This is a genomic window from Microcystis sp. M165S2 (assembly GCF_020245885.1).
Taxonomy (GTDB): domain Bacteria; phylum Cyanobacteriota; class Cyanobacteriia; order Cyanobacteriales; family Microcystaceae; genus Microcystis.
This window is the reverse complement of sequence record NZ_JADBTZ010000089.1, coordinates 1-7,033: the sequence shown is the minus strand read 5'-3', so window position 1 is coordinate 7,033 and position 7,033 is coordinate 1. Positions and strand designations below refer to the sequence as shown.

Below are 7,033 nucleotides of genomic sequence, written 5' to 3'. Positions count from 1 at the left end.
GAAAATTCCGGGACTTTTTCCCTGAAAATTAGGTAATTGACCACCTGAAAATGGGTAAAACCCCACACCCCACACCCCAACCCCCAACCCCCAACCCCCAACCCCCAACCCCCACCGAAAAACTTTTTCAGCAGACCCTAACTAAAAACCGAGAGCCGATCACTAAAAAATGACTTTTGCCTCCGTTGTTCGCAACATTGAAAAATCGCCTCTAACTGCCGAACTTATCCAAAAACTGGAGAAAAATGGCAATTTAACCCTAACTGGCCTTGCCCGCTTACCGAAAGGATTAATAAGCACAGCTTTTGCCCGTTGTCAAGGAAAAAATCTTTTAATTATCTGTGCCAACCTGGAGGAAGCGGCACGTTGGGCTGCCCAATTAGAAGCGATGACGTGGAAAGGTGTTTTCTTTTATCCCACCTCGGAAGCTTGCCCCTACGAGACATTTAATCGGGAATCCGAGATGATTTGGGGACAGATGCAGGTATTATCGGCAATCAGTCATCAAGAGGACGGAATTGCGATCGTTACCACCGAAAAGGCCCTGCAGCCCCATTTACCCCCTAGGGAGGTTTTCGAGAAATATAGCGATAATTTTGAGATAGGAACGATTATAGAAGCCAAAAACCTCGATCTAACCCTAGCTAGATTAGGATATCAACGGGTTTCACTGGTAGAAACCGAAGGGCAATGGAGTCGTCGCGGCGATATCGTTGATATTTTCCCAGTTTCGGCAGAATTACCAGTCAGGTTAGAATTTTTCGGCGATGAATTGGAAAAATTGCGAGAATTTGACCCTGCAACCCAAAGATCGCTGGATTCTATCCCCAATCTGCTTCTTACTCCCACTAGCTTCGCGGCGATGATTGCCCCTTCTCTCCCCCCGACAGTGGCCGATTATCTAGGGGCTGAAGATCGAGAAAAATTGGCTAATGGCATTTATCCAGAGGGAATTGAGCGATTTTTAGGCTTGGCCTTCCGTCAAGCTGCTTCTTTATTGGATTATCTCCCCGAAAATACCCTTATTGCCTTTGATGAACTGGAAAGCTGTCAAGCTAGAAGCGAGCGCTGGATAGAATATATTGGGGAACGCTGGCAAGAGATAGAACCACCTTTACCGAAAATTCACCGTTCTTTTGGCGAATCTCTGGAAATATCGCCCAAATTTCCCCATCTCTACCTCTCGGAAATAGACGATCACCTGTCCGAAAATAGCCTTAATCTCTCCAGTCGTCCGATTCCCACCAATGCGGGGCAATTCGCCAAACTAGCGGAAATTTTACGGGGAAAAAGAGAGATTTATAGCGGGATTAAAGTAAATAAGTATGCTACATGGTTAATATCTGCCCAACCCTCCCGCACAGTCTCATTATTACAGGAACACGACTGCCCGGCCCAATTTATCCCCAATCCCCTTGATTTTGGGGCGATCGAGCGCTTAATAATTCAAAACACCGCTACAGCCCTAAAATACTCAGGATTAGCTGAATTAGAAGGTTTTATTCTCCCCACCTATCGCATAGTCGTCGTTAGCGATCGAGAGTTCTTCGGGCAACATCTTTTAAATACTGCCGGTTACGTCCGCAAACGTCGGCAAGCAGCCTCGGTACAGGTGGACGTGAACAAACTCCGTCCCCTCGATTTTGTAGTACATAAACACCATGGCATCGGACAGTTTATCAAACTAGAAAAGCAGGAAAGCATAATTAGCGGAGTAGTGCAAGGTCGAGATTATCTAGTTATTAAGTATGCTGATGGATTATTGCGGGTTCCTGCCGATTCTCTCGATAATCTCTCTCGTTATCGTCATACAGGTAGTCAAGCGCCCGAATTACATAAAATCTCTGGCAAAGCGTGGGAAGCGACGAAAGCCCGCGTCAGGAAGTCGGTTAAGAAGTTAGCGGTTGATTTAATCAATATTTACGCCCAACGCGCCCAAAAATCGGGTTTTGCCTATCCGATGGATAATCCCTGGCAGCGGGAGTTAGAGGATTCTTTTCCCTACCAACCCACTGCTGATCAACTGAAAGCGATACAGGATGTGAAACGGGATTTAGAAAGCGATCGCCCGATGGATCGATTAGTCTGTGGGGATGTGGGTTTTGGTAAGACAGAAGTGGCCATTCGTGCTATTTTTAAAGCTGTCACCACGGGTCATAAACAGGTGGCTTTATTAGCACCAACAACGATTTTAACCCAACAACATTATCACACCCTGAAAGAACGTTTTGCTCCCTATCCCATTAATGTGGGTTTATTAAATCGTTTTCGCACCAATTCCGAGAAAAAAGATATCGTCCAGCGCTTGAAAACGGGGGAATTGGATATAGTGGTGGGGACGCAGTTGTTATTGAGTAAAGCGGTGGAGTTTAAAGATTTAGGATTATTGGTAATTGATGAAGAACAGCGTTTTGGGGTCAATCAAAAGGAAAAAATTAAGGCTTTTAAAAGTAATATTGATGTGTTAACTTTGAGTGCGACACCGATTCCCCGGACTCTTTATATGTCCCTTTCTGGGGTACGAGAAATGAGTTTAATTACCACACCTCCTCCCTCTCGTCGTCCCATCCAAACCCACCTTTCTAGTTATAATTCTGATGTGATTAGAACGGCAATTCGCAATGAATTGGATCGGGGAGGACAGATTTTTTATGTAGTACCCAGAATCGAGGGAATTGAAGAAAAAGCGGCAGCAATTCAAGGGATGATTCCGGGTGCTAGAATTGCCATCGGCCACGGTCGTATGGATGAGTCCGAATTAGAGACCACCATGTTAGCATTTAATAATGGGGAAGCGGATATCTTAGTCTGTACGACTATTGTGGAGTCAGGGTTAGATATTCCCAGAGTTAACACGATTATCATTGAAGATGCCCAAAAATTCGGTTTAGCGCAACTCTATCAACTGCGGGGACGGGTGGGGCGATCGGGAGTACAAGCGCACGCTTGGTTACTTTATCCGGCCAAGGGAGAACTAACAGAAACCGCTCGGGAAAGATTAAAGGCAATTCAAGAATTTACCCAGTTAGGATCGGGGTATCAATTAGCGACTAGGGATCTGGAAATTCGCGGTGCGGGTAACTTATTGGGTGCGGAACAATCGGGACAAATGGAAGCGATCGGTTTTGATCTATATATGGAAATGTTACAGGAAGCTTTGCGGGAAATTCAAGGTCAAGAAATTCCTCAAGTGGAGGATACCCAAATCGATCTGAAATTGACGGCATTTATTCCTAATGATTATATATCAGATCTGGAGCAGAAAATGGATGTCTATCGGGCGATCGCTACTGCCAATTCTCAGAAAACTTTAGGACAAATTGCTGCCGATTTAGTCGATAGATACGGGGCAATTCCTGCACCGGTGGCACAATTATTTAAGGTAATCGAGTTAAAACATCTGGCTAAATCCCTCGGTTTTTCGCGCATTAAACCCGATGGAAAACAGCATATTATCCTAGAAACTCCCATGGAGGAACCAGCTTGGAAATTATTAGAAGAACACCTACCCCAACATATACGATCACGCTTTGTTTATAGTCCCAAACAGGTGACGGTTAGGGGTCTAGGATTGGTAAAACCACCACAGCAGTTAGATAGTTTATTGGAGTGGTTAGCTAAGTGTAAAGATGGCCTACCGACGGGAATTAGACTAAATCCTGTTTAAAAAGTATAAGAGAGTGGGAATTATGAATTATCAATTATCAATTATGAAGTGGGGAGCGGGAATTATCAATTATAAATTATCAATTATGAAGTGGGGAGCGGGGGAGAAGATAATCAATAAGAGTAATCTCCTGAATTCAGAATCCTGACTCCTATACTCCGCTATAAAAAGCACCTCATAGATATGAGGTGCTTTGGGAACGGAGAGAGAGGGATTCGAACCCTCGTTAAAGTTACCCCTAAACAGCATTTCCAGTGCTGCGCCTTCAACCGCTCGGCCATCTCTCCAATTAAGGTCACGATCATCAATCCTACAGCAAATGCTGCCGATCTGTCAAATTATTTTTCTTTTTCCGACGATGACCGCTCAGGTTATACTTCATCTGGACGGGAAACGCTGTCAGTTAAGCAGACCCTAGATATTGATTTAAGATTGCGGCCGTAGCTAGACCAGTTTTTTGCCAACTAAACTCATTGGCTCGTTTTTTGCCTAGATGACTTAATTTTGAGTGTAATTGTCGATCTTGAGCGATAATTTTGAGGGCATCGGCTAGGGCCTCGACTCGATAGGGATCGATTAAAATTGCCGCTGTTGCCGTGACTTCGGGCAAAGATGACAAATTTGAGGTAATGACGGGTGTACCGCAGGCCATAGCCTCTAAAACGGGCAATCCGAAGCCTTCCCAGAGACTAGGGAAGACTAAAGCAGTGGCTTGAGTGATAACTTTGGGTAGGTGATCGTAGGGGATATAATCGAGAAATTTAATGCGATCGCTGACTGCTAATTCTTGCGCTTGTTGTTGTAAATTGGGGGTATAACGGCGATCAAAGCTGCCAGCAATCCAAAGATGATAATCTGTTAAATCTGGGGGCAGTTGGGCAAAAGCGGCGATTAAACGCGGTAAATTTTTATAGGGATTGGGACGACCGAGATAGAGAAAATAGGGATGCTCTGGCTTATTATCTTCAATAGGGCGAAAGTGATGATTATCGTAGGCTAGGGGAATAGAAGTAATTTTATCGGCGGGAATTTGATAATATTCAGTGATATCTTTGGCCGTTGCCTGAGAGTTGCAGATAATATGTTTTGCCTGTTGTAATACCTGCGGCACATAATAACGGAAATAGTGAGTTAAGGGGGAAGTAAAACTGGGAAACCGCAGGGGAATTAAATCGTGTACCATGACGACAAAGCGACAGGGAGAATTTATCGGTGCTTCCGGGAGGGGAGAAAAGAGTAAATTGGCGTTTAATTGTCGGTAAATTGACGATAACCGAAACTGAGTCCAGAGTAAGCGTTTTAAATGACCTTTCGCTCCTCGATCGGGGGTGAGATTCTTGGGGATAGAATAACAGTTAAAGTCGGGATAACTATTAGTTGTTAGTAGGGTTGGTTCTAAATTTTTCAGGTAGGGTAAGAGGTTAAGAATGTAGGTACTGATTCCTGTGGGTTGGGGAAAAAGTACCGAGAGATTAATTAATAAGTTATGCTGTGTATTCACTAATTACCCTGTTGATATTTGCTGAGAATTTCTGAGATATATTGGTAGCCTTCCACTCCAAGGGACTTAATCAGGGAGGAACGTTCCTGACTGAAAGTCTGCTCAAAAGCTGCGATATTTTTGCCGCGAATAACTGTTAATAGACTAGCAGCTTGTCGCCATTCTACTGCACCGATTTCGTGTAGCCAATACATTCCTAGAGAACCCATATAAATTGCCTGTTCAAAATTCTTGTCTTGATAGTAAGCTTCGCCTAAATAAGTTAGTAATAAACCTTGCAGATATACATCTCCGTAGTATTTCGCCGATTCCAATCCTTGCAGGAGAATATTAATCGCTTCTTGGGGTCTTTCGAGGATAAGATATGCTAGACCTAAACTGCTACAACAAAGGGATTTACTCTGCCAATCTTGGAGACTTTCCGCTAACTTTAATCCCTGGTTTAAATACTCGATCGAACTTTGATAAATTTCGGGATCATATCTCTCTAACTGTTGCGCTTCCTGTACCTGACTATAACCCAAATTAGCTAAAGCGTTAGCCTGTCCTAAACTATTACCCTGTTGACGACTTAAGATTAAAGCTCTCTGACTTAAATTAATTGCTTCTGCATAGTTTTTCTGGATAGCATTGAGACGGGATAAATGGTTTAAATTAGCTATTTCACAAGCAGAATCCTGTTGTTGACGAGCAATTTCTAAAGCTTGTTGATGACATTCTCTGGCCTGTGGATAGTCGCCACGAATGCGATTAGAATAGGCAATTAAAGTTAAAATTCTCGCCTTTTCTCCCGTGCCTTCCACATAACGCAGAGGAATTGATAAATAGTCTAACGCATCCTTGAGATAACTGCCAGAAAAGGAGGCAAAAATTCCTCCGTATAAAGGAAAATAGTCCCGTTGAGCAAAGGTTCTCAGAATTTGTAAAGCCATCTGAAAACAGCCGCGACTATAGAGGGAATTTTTACTAACTTGCTCGAAACTATTGGTTAACAGCGACCAAATTAAAGCGAAGGTGAGAAAGGTAGAAATGGATAATTTGGCTCCTAATTTTTCGCTATAGATGCGCTGATCAAAAAAGTTAATTAGTCCTCTTTGGATATATTGAAAAACAATAGCAGTTTCTACCCAATCGGTTAAAGTTAAATCTTGAGTGAGAGGATCAAAAGCTTGTTGATTAGCTAAACTTTCTAAGACTCGTTTTAACCAAGAGGGATTAACTTTACTTGCCCAAATTTGCCAAGGAGTCACTCGCTCATTATCATTAGTAAAACCAAGATTGCGATTTTGTTCGTAGAGCCAACTGGTGAGATAACTCGATAAATTTGACCAAGTATTTAACCCCAAATTAATCCCTGTGGCAATTTGCCATAAATCCGCTTCTCCCCGCTGCTGAGAAATTGTCTGTAAATTCTTGGCTAACTGTTGCAATTGTTCTAGGGTTAAAGCATTATTTTGATTGGGATCAATTAAATTTACTAAAGTCAGTAAACGATCCTCTCGATCGATTTTCACCAGATTATCGATCGCCGCTGCAGTGAGAGAATTTTGCTGATTGTTTTTTTGATATTTTTCCCATTCACTTTCGATTGTTTCCAGGGCCCGCAAAACCCTAGTCGCTTTAATTTTTGTTTCTAACTGTGAGCGAGTAAGGATCATTTTTTCGGTTAAACAACGCTCAAAAATTTCTCCTGTGCCATTTTTTAGTCCCTCGGCTAAAAGGTTATAAACCTGTGATTTAGCCCTAATTTTTCCTTCTAAAGTTAGATTGACAATGCGATCAATTAGTGCATTATAAGTTTCGTTGAAGTTATCTCTATTGTCTGTCATAGGGGGTTTTTCAGTTATCAGTAAACAGTAAACAGT

Annotated in this window: 3 protein-coding genes and 1 tRNA gene; 1 reads left to right on the top strand and 3 read right to left on the bottom strand. The window is 42.7% G+C overall.

Annotated elements, in window-relative coordinates; translation table 11 throughout:
- Window positions 1-169: 169 nt before the first annotated feature.
- Complete coding sequence (gene mfd, locus IM479_RS04940) at window positions 170-3,667, top strand: transcription-repair coupling factor (RefSeq protein WP_287686370.1); 3,498 nt, start codon at window positions 170-172, stop codon at window positions 3,665-3,667.
- A 200-nt stretch (window positions 3,668-3,867) separates the two neighbouring features.
- Here mfd and IM479_RS04935 read toward each other — a convergent pair.
- The 3 genes from IM479_RS04935 to IM479_RS04925 form a co-directional block, all read right to left on the bottom strand.
- Window positions 3,868-3,954, bottom strand: a tRNA-Ser gene (locus IM479_RS04935).
- Window positions 3,955-4,070: 116 nt separating this feature from the next.
- Window positions 4,071-5,168: a glycosyltransferase family 4 protein gene (locus IM479_RS04930; RefSeq protein ID WP_287686368.1), complete on the bottom strand. Its 1,098-nt coding sequence runs from the start codon at window positions 5,166-5,168 to the stop codon at window positions 4,071-4,073.
- A complete protein-coding gene (locus tag IM479_RS04925; RefSeq protein ID WP_287686367.1) occupies window positions 5,168-6,997 on the bottom strand; it encodes a tetratricopeptide repeat protein in 1,830 nt (609 codons plus the stop codon). Before IM479_RS04925 ends, IM479_RS04930 begins: the two co-directional genes overlap by 1 nt.
- Window positions 6,998-7,033: the final 36 nt, after the last annotated feature.